22 protein-coding genes are annotated in these 17,330 nt (G+C 67.2%); 10 read left to right on the top strand and 12 right to left on the bottom strand.

Annotation, left to right across the window (positions count from 1 at the left end; all coding sequences use genetic code 11):
- Positions 1 to 23: 23 nt before the first annotated feature.
- Complete coding sequence (gene purM, locus DU502_RS12965) at positions 24 to 1,007, bottom strand: phosphoribosylformylglycinamidine cyclo-ligase (RefSeq protein WP_121920421.1); 984 nt, start codon at positions 1,005 to 1,007, stop codon at positions 24 to 26.
- 82 nt (positions 1,008 to 1,089) lie between these two features.
- Between purM and DU502_RS18355 the strand changes: the two genes are divergently transcribed.
- The gene (locus DU502_RS18355) at positions 1,090 to 1,254 is read left to right on the top strand and encodes a hypothetical protein (RefSeq protein ID WP_166033680.1); all 165 of its coding nucleotides are present in this window, start codon (positions 1,090 to 1,092) and stop codon (positions 1,252 to 1,254) included.
- A complete protein-coding gene (gene corA / locus DU502_RS12960) occupies positions 1,251 to 2,246 on the top strand; it encodes a magnesium/cobalt transporter CorA (protein WP_394338927.1) in 996 nt (331 codons plus the stop codon). Before DU502_RS18355 ends, corA begins: the two co-directional genes overlap by 4 nt.
- A 67-nt stretch (positions 2,247 to 2,313) precedes the next feature.
- Here corA and DU502_RS12955 read toward each other — a convergent pair whose 3' ends face one another.
- From DU502_RS12955 to DU502_RS12940, 4 genes are all read right to left on the bottom strand, one after another.
- Positions 2,314 to 3,057 (bottom strand): proteasome assembly chaperone family protein, encoded by a 744-nt coding sequence (locus DU502_RS12955; protein ID WP_121920422.1) that lies wholly within the window; start codon positions 3,055 to 3,057, stop codon positions 2,314 to 2,316.
- Between the two features lie 162 nt (positions 3,058 to 3,219).
- Positions 3,220 to 4,626 carry an MATE family efflux transporter gene (locus tag DU502_RS12950; protein WP_121920423.1) on the bottom strand — a complete coding sequence of 469 codons (1,407 nt, stop codon included), beginning with the start codon at positions 4,624 to 4,626 and terminating at the stop codon, positions 3,220 to 3,222.
- A complete protein-coding gene (locus DU502_RS12945) occupies positions 4,626 to 5,225 on the bottom strand; it encodes a TetR/AcrR family transcriptional regulator (protein ID WP_241966800.1) in 600 nt (199 codons plus the stop codon). Before DU502_RS12945 ends, DU502_RS12950 begins: the two co-directional genes overlap by 1 nt.
- Positions 5,226 to 5,284: 59 nt before the next feature.
- Positions 5,285 to 5,818, bottom strand: a complete 534-nt coding sequence (locus DU502_RS12940) for a VIT1/CCC1 transporter family protein (protein WP_121920424.1) — start codon at positions 5,816 to 5,818, stop codon at positions 5,285 to 5,287.
- Between the two features lie 73 nt (positions 5,819 to 5,891).
- Here DU502_RS12940 and DU502_RS12935 point away from each other — a divergent pair, with 73 nt between their 5' ends.
- Positions 5,892 to 6,317 (top strand): universal stress protein, encoded by a 426-nt coding sequence (locus DU502_RS12935; protein ID WP_121920425.1) that lies wholly within the window; start codon positions 5,892 to 5,894, stop codon positions 6,315 to 6,317.
- Position 6,318: 1 nt separating this feature from the next.
- Here DU502_RS12935 and DU502_RS12930 read toward each other — a convergent pair whose 3' ends face one another.
- On the bottom strand, positions 6,319 to 6,948 hold the full coding sequence (locus DU502_RS12930) for a zinc metalloprotease (protein ID WP_121920426.1): 630 nt from the start codon (positions 6,946 to 6,948) through the stop codon (positions 6,319 to 6,321).
- Positions 6,945 to 8,630, bottom strand: coding sequence for a TraB/GumN family protein (locus DU502_RS12925; RefSeq protein ID WP_121920427.1), 1,686 nt, complete (start codon positions 8,628 to 8,630; stop codon positions 6,945 to 6,947). Before DU502_RS12925 ends, DU502_RS12930 begins: the two co-directional genes overlap by 4 nt.
- 61 nt (positions 8,631 to 8,691) lie before the next feature.
- Here DU502_RS12925 and DU502_RS12920 point away from each other — a divergent pair, with 61 nt between their 5' ends.
- Positions 8,692 to 10,008, top strand: a complete 1,317-nt coding sequence (locus DU502_RS12920) for a glycerate kinase type-2 family protein (RefSeq protein ID WP_394338931.1) — start codon at positions 8,692 to 8,694, stop codon at positions 10,006 to 10,008.
- A gap of 63 nt (positions 10,009 to 10,071) precedes the next feature.
- Here DU502_RS12920 and dpsA read toward each other — a convergent pair whose 3' ends face one another.
- A complete protein-coding gene (dpsA, locus tag DU502_RS12915) occupies positions 10,072 to 10,620 on the bottom strand; it encodes a DNA starvation/stationary phase protection protein DpsA (RefSeq protein WP_121920429.1) in 549 nt (182 codons plus the stop codon).
- Between the two features lie 172 nt (positions 10,621 to 10,792).
- On the opposite strand from dpsA, the gene DU502_RS12910 reads away from it, so the two are divergent.
- The 4 genes from DU502_RS12910 (at position 10,793) to DU502_RS12895 (ending at position 14,107) form a co-directional block, all read left to right on the top strand.
- Entirely contained in the window at positions 10,793 to 11,416 is a 624-nt protein-coding gene (locus tag DU502_RS12910; protein ID WP_121920430.1) for an ArsR/SmtB family transcription factor, read from the top strand.
- A gap of 65 nt (positions 11,417 to 11,481) precedes the next feature.
- A complete protein-coding gene (locus tag DU502_RS12905) occupies positions 11,482 to 11,943 on the top strand; it encodes a bifunctional nuclease family protein (protein ID WP_121920431.1) in 462 nt (153 codons plus the stop codon).
- Between the two features lie 72 nt (positions 11,944 to 12,015).
- Complete coding sequence (locus DU502_RS12900; RefSeq protein WP_121920432.1) at positions 12,016 to 12,501, top strand: acyl-CoA thioesterase; 486 nt, start codon at positions 12,016 to 12,018, stop codon at positions 12,499 to 12,501.
- 139 nt (positions 12,502 to 12,640) lie between these two features.
- Complete coding sequence (locus tag DU502_RS12895; RefSeq protein ID WP_121920433.1) at positions 12,641 to 14,107, top strand: PAS domain-containing protein; 1,467 nt, start codon at positions 12,641 to 12,643, stop codon at positions 14,105 to 14,107.
- Positions 14,108 to 14,112: 5 nt separating this feature from the next.
- On the opposite strand, the gene DU502_RS12890 is transcribed toward DU502_RS12895, so the two are convergent.
- Together DU502_RS12890 and DU502_RS12885 are read right to left on the bottom strand one after the other, a co-directional pair.
- Positions 14,113 to 14,571 carry a hypothetical protein gene (locus DU502_RS12890; RefSeq protein WP_121920434.1) on the bottom strand — a complete coding sequence of 153 codons (459 nt, stop codon included), beginning with the start codon at positions 14,569 to 14,571 and terminating at the stop codon, positions 14,113 to 14,115.
- A gap of 65 nt (positions 14,572 to 14,636) precedes the next feature.
- On the bottom strand, positions 14,637 to 15,020 hold the full coding sequence (locus tag DU502_RS12885; protein ID WP_121920435.1) for a hypothetical protein: 384 nt from the start codon (positions 15,018 to 15,020) through the stop codon (positions 14,637 to 14,639).
- Between the two features lie 111 nt (positions 15,021 to 15,131).
- Between DU502_RS12885 and DU502_RS12880 the strand changes: the two genes are divergently transcribed.
- Positions 15,132 to 15,530 (top strand): DUF302 domain-containing protein, encoded by a 399-nt coding sequence (locus DU502_RS12880; protein WP_121920436.1) that lies wholly within the window; start codon positions 15,132 to 15,134, stop codon positions 15,528 to 15,530.
- An 8-nt stretch (positions 15,531 to 15,538) separates the two neighbouring features.
- Here DU502_RS12880 and DU502_RS12875 read toward each other — a convergent pair whose 3' ends face one another.
- A complete protein-coding gene (locus DU502_RS12875; RefSeq protein WP_121920437.1) occupies positions 15,539 to 16,270 on the bottom strand; it encodes a DUF4396 domain-containing protein in 732 nt (243 codons plus the stop codon).
- Between the two features lie 50 nt (positions 16,271 to 16,320).
- A complete protein-coding gene (locus DU502_RS12870) occupies positions 16,321 to 16,545 on the bottom strand; it encodes a heavy-metal-associated domain-containing protein (protein WP_121920438.1) in 225 nt (74 codons plus the stop codon).
- Positions 16,546 to 16,676: 131 nt separating this feature from the next.
- Between DU502_RS12870 and DU502_RS12865 the strand changes: the two genes are divergently transcribed.
- Entirely contained in the window at positions 16,677 to 17,267 is a 591-nt protein-coding gene (locus DU502_RS12865; RefSeq protein WP_121920439.1) for an AsnC family transcriptional regulator, read from the top strand.
- The last annotated feature ends 63 nt before the right edge of the window (positions 17,268 to 17,330 follow it).

The following is a 17,330-nucleotide window of genomic DNA, read 5'->3' as shown; positions in this document are numbered from 1 at the left end:
CGACTGCGCGGACACCTGCTCGCTTACAGATCCAGACTCCGGATGGCGACGCCTTCCCCGTCTTCGACGTGGCCGATCACTCGCCCGTCGACCGCGTCGGCCAGCGACTCGGCGTCCGACGGGGGAAGCGCCGCGACGAAGCCCGTTCCCATGTTGAACGTGCGGTGCATCTCCTCGTCGGAGACGTTGCCGGCCTCCTGCACGAAGTCGAACACCGGTTGCGGGTCGAACGCGTCGTCGACCACGTAGCGGTAGTCGCCCAGCCGTTCGAGGTTCGTCCATCCGCCGCCCGTGACGTGAGCCGCGGCGTGAACGCCGTGTTCCCGCATCGGATCGAGGAGGTCCGTGTAGATCCGCGTCGGTTCGAGCAGCGCCTCGCCGAGGGTGTCGTAGTCGCCGAACGGACAGGGGTCGGTGTACTCGCCCTCGCGCGTGACCGCTGTCCGGGCCAGCGTCAGGCCGTTCGAGTGGATGCCCGACGAAGGCACGCCCACGAGCGCATCGCCGGCTTCGGCGCTCCCCGGGAACAGCGCGTCTTTCGCCGCGAGACCGGCGCAGGTGCCTGCGAGGTCCAGCCCCCGGATGACTTCGGGCATCACGGCCGTCTCGCCGCCGACGAGTTCGATCCCGGCGCGCTCGGCCCCCTCGGACAGTCCTTCACCGATCTGTTCGGCGAAGCGTTCGTCCGGTTCGTCGACCGCGAGGTAGTCGACGAAGGCGATGGGGCGGACGCCCGCTGCGACGAGATCATTGGCGTTCATGGCGATGCAGTCGATGCCGACCGTCGAGTAGTCGGCGAGTGCCTCGGCGACGAGGAGTTTCGTTCCGACGCCGTCGGTGGCGAGTCCCAGATAGCGATCACCGATGTCGAGGAGGCCGGCGTAGTCGCCTGCGCTCTCGCCGACGGCGCCGACGAGCGCCGCCGTCGCCGCCTCGCTCTCCTCGATATCGACGCCCGCCGCCGCGTACGTCAGTTCCTCCTCTGCATCCGCGTCCCCATCGTTCATGCGCCACATCGCGTCGGCCGGACGCAAAAGCACACCGTTCGTCGGCGGACAGTATTTGGTGGTCGCCGTGCGAGTGCGAAGCATGGATCGGACGTTCACCGTCGGCGCCGGCCTCACCGTCGTCGGCGTCTGTGGCTACGTCGTCGGCGTCCTCGTCACCTATCCGGGACGGTCGTTCTCGCTCACGGCGCTCATGGTCGGCATCACGCTCGCGGCCATCGGCGACCATCGGGGGGCAAGCGCGTGACCATCCGCACGCTCGTCTACGACGGCGACCGGGTCGAAACCCGCGACGACACCGACGCCGAGTCGCTCCGCGACGCCCGCACCGCGACCGGCACGACGTGGATCCGCGCCTCCGACGTGACCGACGAGGAACTCGACCGCCTGAGCGCCGCGTTCGGCCTCCACACCCTCGAAATAGAGGACGTGCGCGGCAACGTGAGCCCGAAGGTCGAACTGTTCCCGGAGCATACGTTCGTTCTCGTCAAAACGGCACGCCTGCGCGGCGGCGAGACGACGTTCGAGGAGGAGATACGCGACCAGCCCGTCGGCCTGTTTTTCGGCCACGACTGGATCGTCACGGTCGCTATCGAGGAGACGGGGGCTGTCGACACGGTCTGGGAGCGCGTCCGCCGCGAGGAGCCACGGCTCCTCCAGCGCGATGCCGACTTCACTGCCTACCGCGTTCTCGACGCCATCGTCGACGAGTACTTCGCCATCCTCGACGAGATCGGGCGCGACATCGAGGCCGTCGAGGACCGGATCATCGACGACCCCGACACGGAGACCTTGGAGATCCTCAACAGCCTCCGCCGGGAACTGCTCTCCATCCGGCGGATCGTCTGGCCCACTCGCGACGCCGTGAGCGTCCTCGCTCGCGGCGACGCCGACCACGTGCAGGAGTCGACGGAGAAGTACTACCGCGACGTGTACGATCACCTCGTCCAGCACGTCGAACTCGTGGAGACGTACCGCGATCTGGCGAGTGGCGCCCGCGACATCTACCTCAACACGCTCTCGCAGTCGACCAACGAGGTGATGAAACGTCTGACCGTCGTCGCGACGATCATCCTGCCGCTCACGTTCGTCGTCGGCGTCTACGGCATGAACTTCGGAGGCGGACCGTACAACATGCCCGAACTCGGGTGGCGCTTCGGCTACCCGGCCGTCCTCGTCGGGATGGCGCTCACGGCGGCGGCCATGCTCCAGTACTTCCGTTCGGAAGGGTGGCTCTAGCTATAGGGGGTATCGTAACTGCCCGTAGTTCTCGCCGGACCGTGCCGGCGAGAATCTCCGATACCGCCTACATGTACATCCGATCCTCGGGAGTCTGGCGCTCCTCGATCGTTTCGAGTCGGGCGGCGAGGTCCTGGTAGTACTGTTCGACCGTCTGGGCGAACTCCTCCAGCGGTCCGGCGTCGATGCCGAGGTCGTACACCCGGTCGAAGGTCTCGATGAGGCGGATCGCCGCCGACACGTCGGGGGCCTGTGCGTGGACGGGGGTGATGAACACGCCGGTCCGGAGGTTGGACTCGATACCCCGATACATGAGCGCGCCGTTGACGCCGTCGAGAAAGCCGCGGCCCATCGGCCGCACGTCGGTGTCGACGAGTCGGCGGTCGCGGTAATCGTCGGAGGCGACGTAGAACGTGTCGTGTTCGTCGGGACCGTGTGCGTAGGGGATGCCGGAGAGTACCACGAACTCCGAGACCCCGTGTTCGTCGGTCCAGGAGAGGAGCGCCTCGGCGAAGGAATCGGCGACGGGCGCCGGCAGGAAGAGTTCGTTGACGAAGACGGTCAGATCGAGGTCCGGCCGGGAGAAGAATCGCGAGTGGTGCCGCGGCCGCCCGGACTCGAACGGCGTGATGGAGGGGAGTGCGTCGGCGGTGAGGTGGCCCGTCTCCTCCAGATCGAGATGTTCGACGAGGTAGTCGACGGCGGTGAGGCCGGCGAGGCCGAACGCCGAGAAGCCCGCGACGACCGTCGCGGACGGGGCAGTGTGGTCGGAGATGTGGAAGGACGGGTCGGCTGATGGATTGGGTGACATGAATAGCTGTACGTGGAACGACAACTTAGTCGTTGTCGGCGGTGGGGTGGGTGGTGCCTCTCGTTTCGCACCGCCCGTCTCATACGGGTTATTGTAACTGTGTACCGGCGGTTCGCCGGACCTTCTTGGCGAACCACCGGTAATGACTTACAATAACCCGTATCAGTCGGTCGCCGGATCGTCGGCCACGTCCACGCGGGGACGCGTTCCGCTCGACCGCCAGGTGCCCCGCTGGAACCAGACGTACGCGATGACCGCGCCGACGACGTTTGAGATAAAGAAGGAGAGCCAGATGCCCGGCGGGCCCATGAATCCCGAGGCGACCCAGGCGATGGGGAGCCGGATCAAGCCGAGCATCGAGACGGCGATGGCGGCGGCGGTGAGCGTCTTTCCGGCCCCACGGAATCCGCCGTTGTACGAGCGCATGATGCCGATGAAGCCGAAGGAGGGAGCGACGTAGCGGAGGAAGGTTGCGCCAACCTCGACGACGGCCTCGTCGTTCGTGAACAGCGAGACGACGGGGTCGGCGAAGAAGAACGTGAACACGCCGGCGACGGCGAGGACGACGAACGTCGTCCGGGCGGCGACGCGGGCGGTCAGCGCCGCGCGGTCGGGCTTCCCGGCGCCGATGTTCTGGCCCGACATCGTCTCGACGCCCCGCGAGACGGCGATGGCGGGGAGGAAGATGACCGAGAACACCCGGACGCCGATACCGAACGCCGCCACGACGGGGGTGCTGAAGGTGCCAACGATGAACATGAGGAGGTTGATGGCGACGGCCTGCCCCGTCCCCTCGACGGAGGCGGGCACGCCGATGCGGAGGAGTCGCCGGCCGTACTCCAGGTCGGGCACGATGTCGTGGGGCCGGATGCGCACGCCGCGCCGGCCGGAGAGCATGATCCAGAGGCCGACGGCGAGGGCGAGGCCGCGCGAGAAGACGGTGGCGATGGCCGCGCCTTCGATCCCCCACTGCGGGAAGATCCACCAGCCGAAGATGAGGAAGGGGTCGAGGACGACGTTGAGGGCGACGGAGCCGAGCATGACGAGCATCGGCGTGATGGTGTCGCCGTACCCCCGCATGAGCGAGATGAAGACGAAGAAGCCGAACATGAAGAAGATGCCCAGCGAGATGATCTCCATGTACGCCGTGGCGAGGGGCAACACGTCCGGCGAGGCGCCGAGGAGTGAGAGTGCGTCGCCGACGAAGACGTAGGCGACGGCGCCGAGGAGGACGGACGCGACGGCCGCGAACCCGACGGTCTGGGAGGCCGCGAACTCCGCCTCGCCGTCCTGCCCAGCGCCGGTGTGCTGGGCAACGAGGATGCTGCCGGCCACCGCGAGCCCCATCCCCAGCGAGATGATGAGAAAGACCATCGGGAAGGCGAAACTGATCGCCGCGAGGGCGTCCGTGCTGTACTGCCCGATCCAGAAGGTGTCGGCGAGGTTGTACGCCGTCTGGAGCAAATTCGTGACGACGATGGGGAGCGAGAGATAGAAGAGGGGCTTGCCCACGTCGCCGCTGGTCAGGTCGAACTCCTCGCGGGATTTGAAGATATCCGAGAGATTCATCACCGGGTCGTCGCCCCCGCTACGAGATGTTCGTCGACGTACGACCGAATCGCCGCGGGCACACCCGCGTCGTCACCGAGGGCGACCCGGCGGGAGTGGGCGCCGTTGACGAGCGTCACGAGGAGCGTCGCGGTTTCGTCGGGGTCGATATCGGTGCGGAAGGCACCCGACTCGACGCCGTCGCCGACGACGCTCCGAATCTCCTCGTGGAGGTAGCGGTCGAACCGCGCCAGTCGCTCGCGGAAGGCGTCGTCGTGGGGCGCCTGCGCTTTCACCTCGACCAGCGCGGTCCGGAGTTCGCGGGTCGCGTCCGCCCGCGGGGGGTCGAGCGCGGCGGCGACGAGGGCGTGCAGTCGCTCCCGTGGCGTGCCCGAACCGGAATCGGTGACGCGGTCGGTGTAGGAGTCGAAGAGGTGATCGAGGAAGGCGAGCAAGAGGCCGCGCTTGGTGTCGTAGTGGTAGTGGAGGGCGGCCTTGCTCTTCTCCCACTCGTCCGCGATGTCCTGCATCGTCAGATCGGCGTACCCGTGCCGACAGAGGGCGCGATACGTCGCGCACATAATGTCGTCGGTCGGGGTGGAGGGCGCGTCGGCGGTCACGTTCTAACTGACCGGTCAGTCAGCAAAAGCCTTCGGAACTCGTGTTGTCGGCTGTCGTCTCAGGCGACCGATCCGAGCAGATTCCCGACGACGTACGCCACCGTCGCGGCGGTCATTCCGACGGCGAACATCTCCGCGCCGTTGACGAGCCATCCCCGTTCGGTTACCAAGGAGCGGCTCGCACCCACGAGAAAGAAGGCGAGGCCGGTGACGACCACCGAGGCGGGGAAGAGCGGGCGCACGACGGCGAGGTAGGGAAGGAGCGGGAAGCCGCCAGCGACGACGAACGCCCCGAAGGTGACGAGCGCCGTCGCCGCCGGGGGTTTGTCGCCGTCGCCCGTCTCCGTCCCCTGCGCGGAGTGGTAGTCCTCCTCGGAGCGTCGACTCAGGAAGTTGCTCATGCCCATCGAGAAGCCGTCGGCGAAGAGGTTCGCGGCGCCGAGGACGAGGACGATTGCGGGGTCGAGCGCGGCGCCAGCCACGCCCGCGACGACGGCGAACGTCGTCACGATGCCGTCGTTGGCGCCGTAGATGATTTCGGGGAGATAGCGACCGTGTTCGGTCACCTCGTCGCCGAGCAATCGTTTCAGCATACGACGGCGTACTCCCCGGCCCCCCGTAGCGTTGGCGCCTGGCTATATGGTGGACCGTGCCCAACGGCGTGGTATGACACGCGTACTCGTCCCGCTCGACGGCTCGCCGCTCGCGATGCGGGCTCTCGATCACGCGCTCGACGAGTGGCCCGACGCGGAACTGACGGTCCTGCACGTGATCGATCCTATCGACGCCGTCTACGAGTCGGAGATGCGCGGCCCGGGCGGCGGCGAGGCGTGGTACGAGGCACAGCAAGAGGCGACCGAGGTGCTGTTCGACCAGGCACGTGACCGGGCGGGCGACGCCGGTGCCGGTCTCCGAACCGAGGTGGCCGTCGGCGCTCCGGCCCGTGAGATCGTCCGGTACGTCGACGAGCACGATATCGACCACGTCGTCATCGGCAGTCACGGCCGCGAAGGCCTCTCACGGCTCGTTCTCGGGAGTGTCGCCGAACGGGTCCTCCGCCGGGCGGACGCGGCGGTGACGGTCGTTCGGTGACTCAGAAGCCGATACCGAGGACGAACACGACGAACACCGTGACGACGGCCGCGGGGACGAACGAGACGACGAAGACCACTTTGCTCCAGCCGAGGACGGTCTTCCCGTCGAGCGCCCCGAACGGGACGAGGTTGAACGCCGCCAGAAAGAGGTTGATGGCGACGCCGCGCCCGCCGATCAGCGCGAGGAGCGGCGACCCGACGACGAGGCCGACGACGTACACCGGCGCGAACACGAGTGCGAGGAGGCCGTTCGTGACCGGCCCGGCGAGGGCGATCAGGCCGTGTTCGCGCGCCGTGATTCGGCCGCGGTGGTGGACAGCGCCCGGTGCGGCAAAGAGGAAGCCGACGAGGGCGCTCATGATCGCCAGAAAGAGCATGCCGTAGTCGGCGCGGAATTCGGCAATCTGGTCGAACCGGACGGCCACGACCTTGTGTGCGAGTTCGTGCAGGAGGAAGCCGAGGCCGGCAGTGACAAGGGAGACGAGGAGGGGCTGAACCAGTCCCTCGTCGGTGAGCATAGAGAGGGCGCGACTCCCGCCGCCGGCGAAGAAGATGGCGAAGGCGACGCCGAGGGCGATCCACGCCACGGCCAGATCCTGCAGTTCGCGCGAACTGAACGTCAGGTTCACGCGACGGTCCTCCAGAGGAGTTCGGCGCTGTTGCGTGCTCCTTCGATCATGAGGCGGGAGACCCCCTCGACGCCGCCGATCTCCGTCGCGAAGAGCGGGAGGATGTAGACGGCAAAGAGCAGGCTGGCGATCATGCTCCCGATGTTGGTCATGGCGACGATCATGATGAGGCGAAAGAGCGGCACGTCGAACATCTGGCCGATCAGCGTGCGGATCGGCGTCTCCTCGTCGCTCAGGAGTTCGTTGAGCGTCGAGATGTCGCTCACGTTGACCGACGTGTGCCGGAGTTCGACGTAGCCGGTGAACCACCCCGGCGCGAGCAGGGGATTGACCGAGGTCATCCACGCGACGAGGCCGCCGACGAGCGTCGAGTCCCAGCGGGCGCCCGCGAGTCTGGCGAGGCCGGCCGCGAAGACGCCGTTGACGACGAACCACGCGGCAAAGAGGCGAAGGAGGAAGCCGTCGCGGACCCCCGCCATCGCGAGGAGGACGAAGAAGGCGATGAAGCCGAGCGAGACGAGCACCCCCACCGCTTTCAGCCACGGAATCCCGCCGCCGGAGTCGGTGCCCACGAGCGTCTCCCGTGGCGGGAGCGTCTCCGGTGCGTCGAGATACGCCTCGATCCCCTCCCGGTGTCCCGCGCCGACGACGGCGACGACGTGGTTGCCCGCGTCACGGAGTTTGACGAGTTCGTGCGCGATGTAGGCGTCGCGCTCGTCGATCAGGGCGCGCGCCCCGGCGGGGCTGAAGGTTCGGAACTCCTCCATCAGGACACTCACCACGTCGGCGTCGGTGAGTTCGGCGATGTCGAACTCGTCGAACTCCTCCTCGGCGGTGGCGCCGTAGCCGGCGCGGTCCGCGAGGAAGCCGGCGGCGAGGCCGACGGTCACGCCGCCGACGAGGCCGAGCGTGAGGCTCCCGACGACGCGGACGACGAACGTGCCGAGCGAGGTGACGACGCCGTCCGCGAGACCGAGGCCGACGCCGCCGATCAGGCCGACGGCGAGGCCAACGCCCGCCGCGGCGAACAGGCGCTCGTCGGGGTCGAAGGCGTCGACGACGTCCGCGACTGTGTGGGCGACGAAGCCGACGCCGAGCGTGAGGAGGACGCCGCCGGTGACGCGAGTCAGCAACGGCGTCGAGAGGCCGAGTGCCGGGCCGAACAGGCCGAGCAGCGGGCCGGCGACGACGCCGACGAAGACACCGAGGGCGAGGCCGATACCGCGGGCGTCGGTGAGACCGAACGCGAGGCCGCCGACGAGACGGAGTTTTTCGAGCACGCCCATCCGCGCCCAGAACCGCTGGATCGTCGTCTGGATGTCGCGGTCGACCAGCGCCACGTCGATATCCAGTGATTCGGCCTTCTCCACCGCGGCCAGCATATCGGCCCCGGGCTGGATGTCGAACTTCTCGCCCAGTCGCGACTGGACGTACGAGAGCATCCAGTAGGCGAGAAACTGAAAGACGGTGTTGCCGCGCAGGAGGTCGCCGGGTTCGATGTCGTCGGGCGTCTCGCCCTGCATCTGGCGGTAGCGCCCCTCGTCGAGTTCCACGGCGACCACGTCGGGCCGGTCGGCCTCGATGACTTCCTCGACCTCTCGGACGCTGTCTTCGGAGACGTGGGCTGTGCCCACGACCCTGACGCGTCCCTCCCGACCGGTCGACGTGGCGGACTCTCCCATCACCGCTCGCTACTGGGGCACGCTTTTTACCCTTGTCGGAGAGAGGCGGGGTATGGTCTCCATCGAGAATGAAGACACGCTGACGTCGACCCGCAGGCGCGAGACGGCGCTCGCGTGTGTCCGGGCCGGTATCGACGCTGCCAGACCCGACCGCGTCGTCGACGAGTCGGTTCGCCTCGACGGCGACCGACTCCACGTCGCGGGGACGGAATACGACCTGTCGGACGTGGATCGGATCGTCGCCGTCGGCGGCGGGAAGGCGGCCGACGGGGTAGCCGACGCCCTAGAGCGCGTCCTCGGCGACCGCATCGATGCCGGCGCCGTCGTCACGCCCGACCCCGGCGAGGGGGAGCGCATCGAACGCCTGCACGGCGACCACCCCGTCCCCAGTCAGGACGGCGTCGACGGCACCGACCGTATCCGCGAACTCGTCGCCGAGGCGGACGAGCGGACGCTCGTCCTCGCCATCATCACCGGCGGCGGGAGCGCCCTGCTTCCCGCCCCCGCGGAGGGAATCACGCTCGACGACCTGCAGCGGACGACCGACGCGCTCCTCGACGCGGGCGCGGAGATTGGCGACCTCAACGCCGTGCGCAAACACCTCTCGACGCTCAAGGGCGGGGGACTCGCGGAACTCGCCGCTCCGGCCACCGTCGTCAGCCTCGTGTTCAGCGACGTGGTCGGCAACGACCTGAGCGTGATCGCCAGCGGGCCGACGGCGCCCGACGAGTCCACCTACGACGACGCGCTCGACGCGCTCGAACGGTACGGTGTCGATCCGCCGACGGCGGTGCGAAAGCGACTGGAGGCCGGCGCCGCGGGCGACCTCCCCGAGACGCCACGGCCCGGCGACGAGGTGTTCGATCGGGTGACGAACCACATCCTCGCGGACGGGTTCACCGCGCTCGACGCCGCGCGCGAGGTGGCGCAGGAGCGGGATTACGACACCAGCATTCTCTCGTCGTCGGTTCGGGGCGAGGCGCGCGAGGCCGCCCTGACCCACGTCGCTGTCGCGGAGGAGATAGAGGCGACGGGCAACCCAATCGAGGCGCCGGCGGTCGTCCTCTCGGGCGGGGAGGCGACGGCGACGGTCCGGGGCGACGGCGTCGGCGGCCCGAACGCCGAGTTCGCGCTGGCGGCCGCCGTCGAACTCCCCGACTCGTCGACGCTCGCTTGCGTCGACACCGACGGCCGCGACGGCAGCAGCGACTTCGCCGGGGCAGTCGTCGACGGCGACACCGTCGACGACGTACGGGCGGCCCGGCAGGCGCTCGGGAACAGCGACGCCTACGGCTACCTCGGGAGTCGGGACGCCATCGTCAGCACCGGCGCGACGGGGACGAACGTCAACGACCTCCGGGTGCTGGTCGTCGAATAGGCGTCGCTGGAGGTTGAAACGGACGCGAAACAGCGCTGGAAATCGTCCTCCAGCAGGAATGACTTAGTTCGTCGCGCTGTCGAGGACGAGCGTGTCGTCTTCGAGGTAGTGTTCGAGGTGGTGGGCGTGTTCTTCGAGGGTGATGAGCTGTTCGCGGAGCATCTCGGCGGTGGCGTGGTCGCCGAGGCCCTCGGCGAGTTCGACGTGGTCGCGGACCGTCTCGATGATGTCGCCGTACATCTCCATGTCGTTGTGGAGCGAGGTCCGGATGTCGTACACGTCGTCACCCTCGGGTTCGACGGGTGCGTTCTCCTCGAGGCGCTTGCCGCCGGCGAGGGGGACGCCGCCGAGCGCCTGCGCGCGCTCCGCGAGTTCGTCCGCCGCTTCCTCGGCGTCCGCGGCGGCTTCACCGAGGTACTCGTGGATGTTCAGGAACTCCGCACCCTCGACGTTCCAGTGGTGCTTTTTCAGCTGGTGGTAGAGGACGTACGTCGCGGCGAGGTCGGTGTTGAGCGCCTCGACGAGCTGTTCGACTTTCTCCTGTTCGAGGCGGAGCGCTTCGCTGGCTTCTACCGTGTCGGCCTGCTGTCGGACTGATTCCTGCGTACTCATTACGATTACATGTAGGGTCTCCATCCACTTATCTGTTTTCGCTGTGAGCCGTTGACACGGTTTCAAACGCCAGAATTCGTGCGATTCAGGCTTTTAGCGGCACGTCTAGATCCACCATTTTGCCGGTGTCGAGAGAGGAAGATTTGTACCCCGTGATGCTGTAGCGATGCACATGGCAGACTTGCTGCCCTCGCGTCCCGACACCTCCGCGGACGAGGAGGCCGATCCGCGCGTCATCGGCCTCGACAGCGAGGACGCCGACGACCTGTTGTCGGCCCTCTCCTCCGAAACGGCCCGAGAGGTGCTCGCGACCCTCCACGACGAACCGGACACGCCAGCCAACGTCGCCGATCGGGTGGACACCTCCCTCCAGAACGCCCAGTACCACCTCGGCAACCTCAAAGAGGCGGGGTTGATCGAAGTGGCCGACACCGTCTACTCGGAGAAGGGGCGGGAGATGAAGCGGTACGCGCCCGCCGACCGACCGCTCGTCGTCTTCGCCGGGCGTGAGGAGGAGAGTCAGGGCCTCGAAAGCGCGCTCAAGAACCTCCTCGGCGCCGTCGGCATCCTCGGCGTCGTGAGCCTCCTCGTGCAGTGGTACGTCGACGGCCCTCCGTTCGGTGCGCAGACCGGCGGTGCCGCCGACGGCGGTGGTGGTGGCATGGGAACCATGAGTACGGAAGCGGCGCCGACGGCCGCGGACGCGGCGGGTGGGCTTCCGCCGGGACTGCTCTTCTTCCTCGGTGGCCTCGTCGCCCTCGCCGTCATCGGAGCCGTGTGGTACGTGCGGCGGTAGCGTCGAGCGACGGTCGAAGACGAAAGCCCCGTAGCTATTCATACTTCCCGCACCAAACGGCACGTATGGAGCACACCGCCGAGGTGACCGGCATCGGGGTGGGTACGAGCGAGGACGGTTCGAACGTCCCGGCGGTCCTGCTGGCTGCCCGCGAGGAGTACCTCCCCATCGTCATCACGGCCGATCAGGCACGGGCGATCCAGCTCGGACTCTCCGGCGAACCGTTCGAGCGACCGCTCACACACGACTTGCTGGTCGAGATGCTTACCGAGTTCGGCGGTGCCGTCGACGGCATCCGCATCGACGACTTGGCGGACGGCACCTTCTACGCCAAAGTCGACGTGGAGCAGTACGAGAACGGCGAGCCCCGAAAGTTCGTCTTCGACGCGCGACCGAGCGACGCCATCGCCCTCGCAGTCCGGGTGGACTGCCCCATCACCGTCTCCGACGGCGTCCTCGACCGCGCCGGCCGCCACGAGGACGAGTTCGAACCCGAACGGATCGACGACTTCGACGACGAGCGATAGGGGCTGCGCCGGTCGGCCGCCGTGGCGACCCGAGAGGCGGCACTTTTCACGTCCGGGATTCTCCCATCCGGCATGACTGACGAGACGGCGACGCTCGCGGAGTCGCACACCGAGACGACCGAGATCGTCCTCCCGAACGATACGAACACACACGGGCGAGCGCTCGGTGGCGTGGTCCTGCACTGGATGGATGTCTGCGGCGCCATCGCGGCGATGCGCTTCGCCAACGAGGGGGTCGTCACGGCGTCGATGGAACACGTCGACTTCAAGCGGCCCATCGACCTCGGCGAGGTGGTCGTCGTCGAGGCGTACGTCTACGAGACGGGTCGCACGAGCCTCGACGTGACCGTCGAGGTGCGTGCGGAGAACCCCCAAACGGACACCGAGTACGCCACCACGTCCTCGTTTTTCACGTTCGTCGCCGTCGACGACGACGGCGACCCGACGCCCGTGCCCGACCTCCACTGCCCGACCGAGGGCGAACGTCGCCTTCGGGACGCCGCCCTCGACGACCGGGCCGCTCAGCTAGAGCGCCTCGTCGAACGGATGGAGTCGTAGCGCGCCGGGGTCGAACGGTGTCAGTCTCGGCACCCCGTTCATCTATCCGAGCTGATGTAAATCGGATCATCTATCTATCAGGGCTGGCTGATTAAAATCCTGCTCCGAGCCGTGTGAACGCACGCTAACTCCGCCACGAATGTCCCACGACACGAATACAGACCGGTTGGCCGGGCACGACAGCGCCGCCGACGAGCCACGGGTCCTGCTGTTCGTGCAGTCGGGACGACACTACGACCTGGTGGCGGAGACGCTCGACGACTACCGTATCGAGGTGACGGACGATCCCAGCGACCTCGAGACGACGTTCGACTGTTGTCTCGTCGGACACGCCGAGTTCGACCGGATCGCGGACCGGATCCAAGCCGAACGCGACGCGACCGACGTCTTCTGTCCGTTCGTGCTACTGGTTCCCGTCGACACCGATTTGGCGACGGAGACGGGCGTCTGGGAGTACGTCGACGACGTGATCGAACTCTCGGTCGAGGCGGCGGAACTCCGCACCCGGATCGGGAATCTGGTCGAACGCCGCCGGACCGCCGCGGAGCTAGAGGCGCGGTCCAGGGAACTCGAGGAGACGGTCGCCGACCTCCGACTGAGGGAACGGGCGATGGACGAGGCGCCAGTGGGAATCACGATCACCGACCCGGACCGCGACGACAACCCGATAGTGTACGTGAACGAGCGCTTCGAGGAACTCACGGGTTACGACCGTTCGGAGGCGCTCGGTCGGAACTGCCGGTTCCTGCAGGGGCCGGACACCGATCCGGAGACGCGACGGCGACTCCGGGAGCGGATCGACGCCGAACGGCCGGTGTCGGTCGACATCGTGAACTACCGCAAGCGCGGCGAGCGAATCTGGCAGAAGCTCGATATTTCACCGGTCCGTGGCGACGACGGGGCCGTCGCGAACTTCGTCGGCTTCCAGACGGAAATCACCGACCGAAAGATCCGGGAACGTCGGCTGGAGGTGTTGAACCGCGTTCTCAGTCACAACCTGAAAAACAAGATGAACGTGATCGAGGGGCACGTGGCGTTGCTCCGCGAGGAGTTCGAGGACGGTGCGGAGCCAGCGTCGCTCGAAACGATCCGGAACGCGTCGCTCGACCTCATGGGTCTCGCGGAGTCGGTTCGGGAGTCCGAGCGTATCATCTCCGCGGCCGGCGCCGCACGGGTACCGGTCGAACTGACGGCTCACGTGAACGGGCTGATCGACATCTTCGAAGACCGCTACCCCGAGGCGACAATCACGGCCACGCTCCCCGAGGAGTCCGTCCCGGTCGGGGTGACTGGCCTGATGGCCGCTATCGAGGAGGCGGTCGAGAACGCCATCAAACACGACGAGTCGCCGGCTCCGTCGGTCGAGATTCGGATCGAAACCCGGGCGGACGGGTGGGTCGACATCGAGGTCGAAGACGAGGGGCCGGGTATCCCGGAGAAAGAGATAGAAGTCCTCGAAGGCGGTGAGACGCCGCTGAACCACGCGGAGCGCCTCGGCCTCTGGCTGATCTACTGGGTCGTCACCAAGGCGGGCGGCCGGTTCGACGTGGCCGAGAGTGATGCCGGAGGCAGCATCGTTCGGCTCTCCGTCCCGACGAACGCGTAGACCGCCTACTCGAAGTCCGGAAGGTCGTCCGGCGCCTCGTACTCCGTCTCCCAGTCGATGTACTCGTCGAGCAACACGTCACAGACGATCTGTCCGAGTTCGGTCAGGCTGGCGTTGATGGAGGAGACGGTGCCCCACGAGTCGAGTTCGGGGTGGTAGTTCCGCTCCTTCCAGTCTTCCGGGATACCGGGCGCGTGGTAGCCGACCCGCTCCGCGAAGGAGTCCCAGAAGAAGTCGAACTGCCGGAGCATGTCGAGGTCGGTGACGATGTCGAACTCGCGTTCGTCCATACCGGTGTCGGCCGCCCACTCGGTGAACGCCTCCGCCCACGCACCGTCGCGGAGCAACGCCTCGATTTCGTCGCGTTTGTAGTCCGTGTCACCGACCACGTCGGCGTCCTCGTACTCGTTCGGGTCGATTCGCTCCAGTTCCGGCGGCGGCGGGACCTCGACGTCTACGGTCATACGTCGGATTCGACGCCTGCGGCGATAAAGGTGTTCGGCACCGTCGCCTCGGTTCATCGACGCCGCTATCGACTCGCGAGCCACGCGAACGTTCCGAGATACGTGACGAGAAACGCCCCGATGGCGGCGGGTATCGGCGCGAGTCCCAGCGCCGTTCCGACGAGGTAGAGCCCGACGAACTCGACGGTGGCGACGACACAGGCCGCGAACACCCAGCCGACGGCCTGCCACGTCCGGTCGTACGCCGGCCAGTGCGTGTCGTACGCGGTGGGGACGCCGACCGCGAGCGTCATCAGGAGTAGGAAGCCACCGCCCGTCGTGTCCCCGCCGAACGTCGCGTGGAATGCGTACGCCGTCGGCAGGGCGACGAGTATCGCGACGAGAATCGTGACCTGTCGCTGGTCCGTGACCCACGCGTAGACGCCGGCCAGTCGGTTCGTGGAGGGCACGTCCGGTCATGGCGCCTGTCGACCTATGGATGTTGGGGGCGCTCGCGGACTCGCCCTTCGTGGCGTCCCCCTGCGAAACTGCTATTAGCCTGCACAGCGATATTGTGAAGTATGTCCTATACAATGAAAATCAGTGTCGACGCGCCGTTCGACGCCGTCGTCGACACGACTGTCGATGCGCTGCAAGACGAGGGGTTCGGTGTCCTCTGTGACATCGACGTGCAGGGAACGTTCGCGGAGAAACTCGACGTGGAGTACCGTCGCTACCGGATTCTCGGCGCGTGCAATCCCCAGTTGGCCTACGAGGGGATGGAGGAGGAACTCGAACTGGGGGCGTTGCTCCCCTGCAACGTGATCGTCTACGAAGCCGACGACGGAAGTGTCACGGTGAGCGCCGTCGATCCCGAGCGACTCGTCGGCGTCGCCGACAACCCCCAACTCGATTCCATCGCGGGCGAGGTTCGGGACCGGTTCGAACGCGTCCTGACCGCCGTCGACGGCGGAGACTGACGTCGCCGTCAGCCGGCGGTCGAGGCGCCTCCTTGCCCTCCCATCTCGGCCGGATTCTTCATGCCCTCCTTGACGCCCGCGTGGACGAGCAGGACGTTCACGGGGAAGGCGGCGAGAAAGCCCAGCGAGAGGGAGAACACGAGCGCCATCCAGAACAGCGGCTGGCCCATGTGCGTCCCCGACGCCAGCAGGAGGTCCGCCCCGATGGCGACGACCTCCATGATCGTGATCGACGGCGTCTCGCTGTACAGGGCGTCGAGCATCGCCTGCTTGAAGGCGACGCCCTCCTGCATCAGCGGGCCGACGGTGAGCGCGTAGCCGAACAGGTACGCGAAGCCGAAGGTGATGGCGGCGACCCAGCCGACCGTGAGCGCGAGGATACCCTGTGCCAGCGTGACGCCGACGACTTCGCCGGCGCCACACCCGGAGTAACAGTGAGCCGTCGAGCGGACGCCCCGCCGCCACAGCGAGTCGTGACTGATCTGCGTGCGGCCGCCGTACCAGTAGAGCAACAGGCCGAACGGCCCGGAGTAGCACACGACGAGCGTCCAGACGCCTTTCATCATCGAGGGCAACGCCTGGTTGCGCTCACGAACGTCCCACCAGAGGATGCCGACCGAGATGAGGACGAGGAGCGCCCAGAGGGTGATCACCCGCGGGTCCGACAGGATCGGTTTCAGTATCTCGCGAGCGGGAGCGGCCGACTGCTCGATCCGCGTGAAGAACTGGTCGAGTGGCATAGAGAACTCGCCGTGTCGGAATAGCCGCGGCTCGTTTAACGGGGTTGTGGCTAGCGGCCCGAACCGGGCAGCGTCGGTCGCGCCGGTGCCTCGTAGCCCGCGTCCTCGACGGCGACGACGAGCGTCTCGGTGTCCGCTTCTCCCTCGACCGTCACGGATGCCGCCTCGTGGTCGGCGGTCGCGGCGGTGACGCCGTCGACGGCTTCGAGCGCGTCTTCGACCGTCCGTTCACAGTGTTCACAGGACATCCCGTCGACAGTGATCGTCTGCGACATACGGTCGTCGATTGGGGGCGACCGTCTTTTTGCGTTGTCGTTTCGACGCCGAAGGGCCGCGGTCGATCGACGTTGGATTCGAAAGTGAGTGGCGGGGAAGGATATTGTATCTGCGGTTTCTACGGAGGACTATGCGCAATCTGGACGAGACGGACATGGAGATACTCTCCTTGCTGGCCGAAGACGCGCGCCGGTCGTTCAGTTCCATCGGCGAGAAGGTGGGGCTCTCCGGTCCGGCCGTCTCCGACCGCGTGACGCGACTGCAGGAGGCGGGGATCGTCGAGGGGTTCACCGTCGACGTGAATCGCGAGTATCTCCGCGCCGGCGTCCCGATGTTCGTCCAGTTCGACAACGCCCCCGAGGTCGTCGACACGCTCCGGGACCGACTCGCCGGCGCCGACGGCGTCGAACACGTGTTCGTGACCGCCGAGGGGAAGGTCTGGTTCTACGGCCGTGCCGAGGGCGCGAACGTCCGGCGGTGGGTCGAGAGCCTCCTCGACGACGTGCCGACGACCGCGTACACCGTCACGCTCGTCGACGAAGCCGAGTGGACCCCGTCGCTCGACGGCACCGAGTTCGCCGTCACCTGCGTCGAGTGTGGCAACACCGTCGACAGCGAGGGCGAGTCGGCGCGCATCGACGACACCGTCTATCACTTCTGCTGTCCGTCGTGTCGAAGCCGGTTCGAGGAGCGGTACCAGCGACTTGCCGAGGAGGCGTGACGACACGCTCGTCACTTTCGATTCGAAAGCTGAATCGAGCCAGACTGCCGATTTCGAAGTCGC

The sequence above is a fragment of the Haloplanus aerogenes genome (assembly GCF_003856835.1).
Classification (GTDB): domain Archaea; phylum Halobacteriota; class Halobacteria; order Halobacteriales; family Haloferacaceae; genus Haloplanus; species Haloplanus aerogenes.
The sequence above is the reverse complement of the archived record's forward strand: the minus strand, read 5'-3'. Positions and strand labels throughout refer to the sequence as shown.

Bases quoted from the DNA above. Each gene is read 5' to 3' on its own strand.
- purM (WP_121920421.1), bottom strand. From the start codon at position 1,007: ATGAACGATGGGGACGCGGATGCAGAGGAGGAACTGACGTACGCGGCG.
- DU502_RS18355 (WP_166033680.1), top strand. From the start codon at position 1,090: ATGGATCGGACGTTCACCGTCGGCGCCGGCCTCACCGTCGTCGGCGTC.
- DU502_RS12955 (WP_121920422.1), bottom strand. From the start codon at position 3,057: ATGTCACCCAATCCATCAGCCGACCCGTCCTTCCACATCTCCGACCAC.
- DU502_RS12950 (WP_121920423.1), bottom strand. From the start codon at position 4,626: ATGAATCTCTCGGATATCTTCAAATCCCGCGAGGAGTTCGACCTGACC.
- DU502_RS12940 (WP_121920424.1), bottom strand. From the start codon at position 5,818: ATGCTGAAACGATTGCTCGGCGACGAGGTGACCGAACACGGTCGCTAT.
- DU502_RS12935 (WP_121920425.1), top strand. From the start codon at position 5,892: ATGACACGCGTACTCGTCCCGCTCGACGGCTCGCCGCTCGCGATGCGG.
- DU502_RS12925 (WP_121920427.1), bottom strand. From the start codon at position 8,630: ATGGGAGAGTCCGCCACGTCGACCGGTCGGGAGGGACGCGTCAGGGTC.
- dpsA (WP_121920429.1), bottom strand. From the start codon at position 10,620: ATGAGTACGCAGGAATCAGTCCGACAGCAGGCCGACACGGTAGAAGCC.
- DU502_RS12910 (WP_121920430.1), top strand. From the start codon at position 10,793: ATGGCAGACTTGCTGCCCTCGCGTCCCGACACCTCCGCGGACGAGGAG.
- DU502_RS12905 (WP_121920431.1), top strand. From the start codon at position 11,482: ATGGAGCACACCGCCGAGGTGACCGGCATCGGGGTGGGTACGAGCGAG.
- DU502_RS12900 (WP_121920432.1), top strand. From the start codon at position 12,016: ATGACTGACGAGACGGCGACGCTCGCGGAGTCGCACACCGAGACGACC.
- DU502_RS12895 (WP_121920433.1), top strand. From the start codon at position 12,641: ATGTCCCACGACACGAATACAGACCGGTTGGCCGGGCACGACAGCGCC.
- DU502_RS12890 (WP_121920434.1), bottom strand. From the start codon at position 14,571: ATGACCGTAGACGTCGAGGTCCCGCCGCCGCCGGAACTGGAGCGAATC.
- DU502_RS12880 (WP_121920436.1), top strand. From the start codon at position 15,132: ATGTCCTATACAATGAAAATCAGTGTCGACGCGCCGTTCGACGCCGTC.
- DU502_RS12875 (WP_121920437.1), bottom strand. From the start codon at position 16,270: ATGCCACTCGACCAGTTCTTCACGCGGATCGAGCAGTCGGCCGCTCCC.
- DU502_RS12870 (WP_121920438.1), bottom strand. From the start codon at position 16,545: ATGTCGCAGACGATCACTGTCGACGGGATGTCCTGTGAACACTGTGAA.
- DU502_RS12865 (WP_121920439.1), top strand. From the start codon at position 16,677: ATGCGCAATCTGGACGAGACGGACATGGAGATACTCTCCTTGCTGGCC.